The following is a 453-nucleotide window of genomic DNA, read 5'->3' on the forward strand; positions in this document are numbered from 1 at the left end:
GACCTGAGCCTCCATGGTTATGCCCAAGTGTCCGGTCGAAACGGGGGCCAGTTCAAGGCCGTAGTGACGTGTGGCGCGCAGGGTTTCGTTGCGGGCCCGGGCGGCTGGGCAATCCTGCTTCCACGGTCGGCCATTTTTGCGGATCGGGATGATCGCCGTGCCACCGCGCGCGATGATGGCGCCGTGGCAGCGGCGGGTGTCGTAGGCGCCATCTGCGGTCACGGTGCCGATGTCTTCGTCGTCCGGGATCTGGTCCAGCAGGTCTGGCAGGACGGGGCTGTCGCCTTCCCGGCACGGGGTGAACTCGACCGCGCGGATGTCGGATGTGGCGGTGTCCATGGCCAGATGGACCTTGCGCCATTGGCGTCGCCCCTGAACACCATGCTTACGGGCTTGCCACTCGCGTTCGGCAGGCTTACGCGGCGCCACTGGCGCCACGGTCCTGCCTCACCC

At 67.5% G+C, this 453-nt stretch carries 1 pseudogene; it reads right to left on the reverse strand.

What is annotated here, in order from left to right:
* Positions 1 to 402 (reverse strand): annotated as a pseudogene (locus FG154_RS20800) (transposase); the annotation flags it as partial.
* Positions 403 to 453: the final 51 nt, after the last annotated feature.

This window comes from Cereibacter sediminicola, from assembly GCF_007668225.1.
Classification (GTDB): domain Bacteria; phylum Pseudomonadota; class Alphaproteobacteria; order Rhodobacterales; family Rhodobacteraceae; genus Cereibacter_A; species Cereibacter_A azotoformans.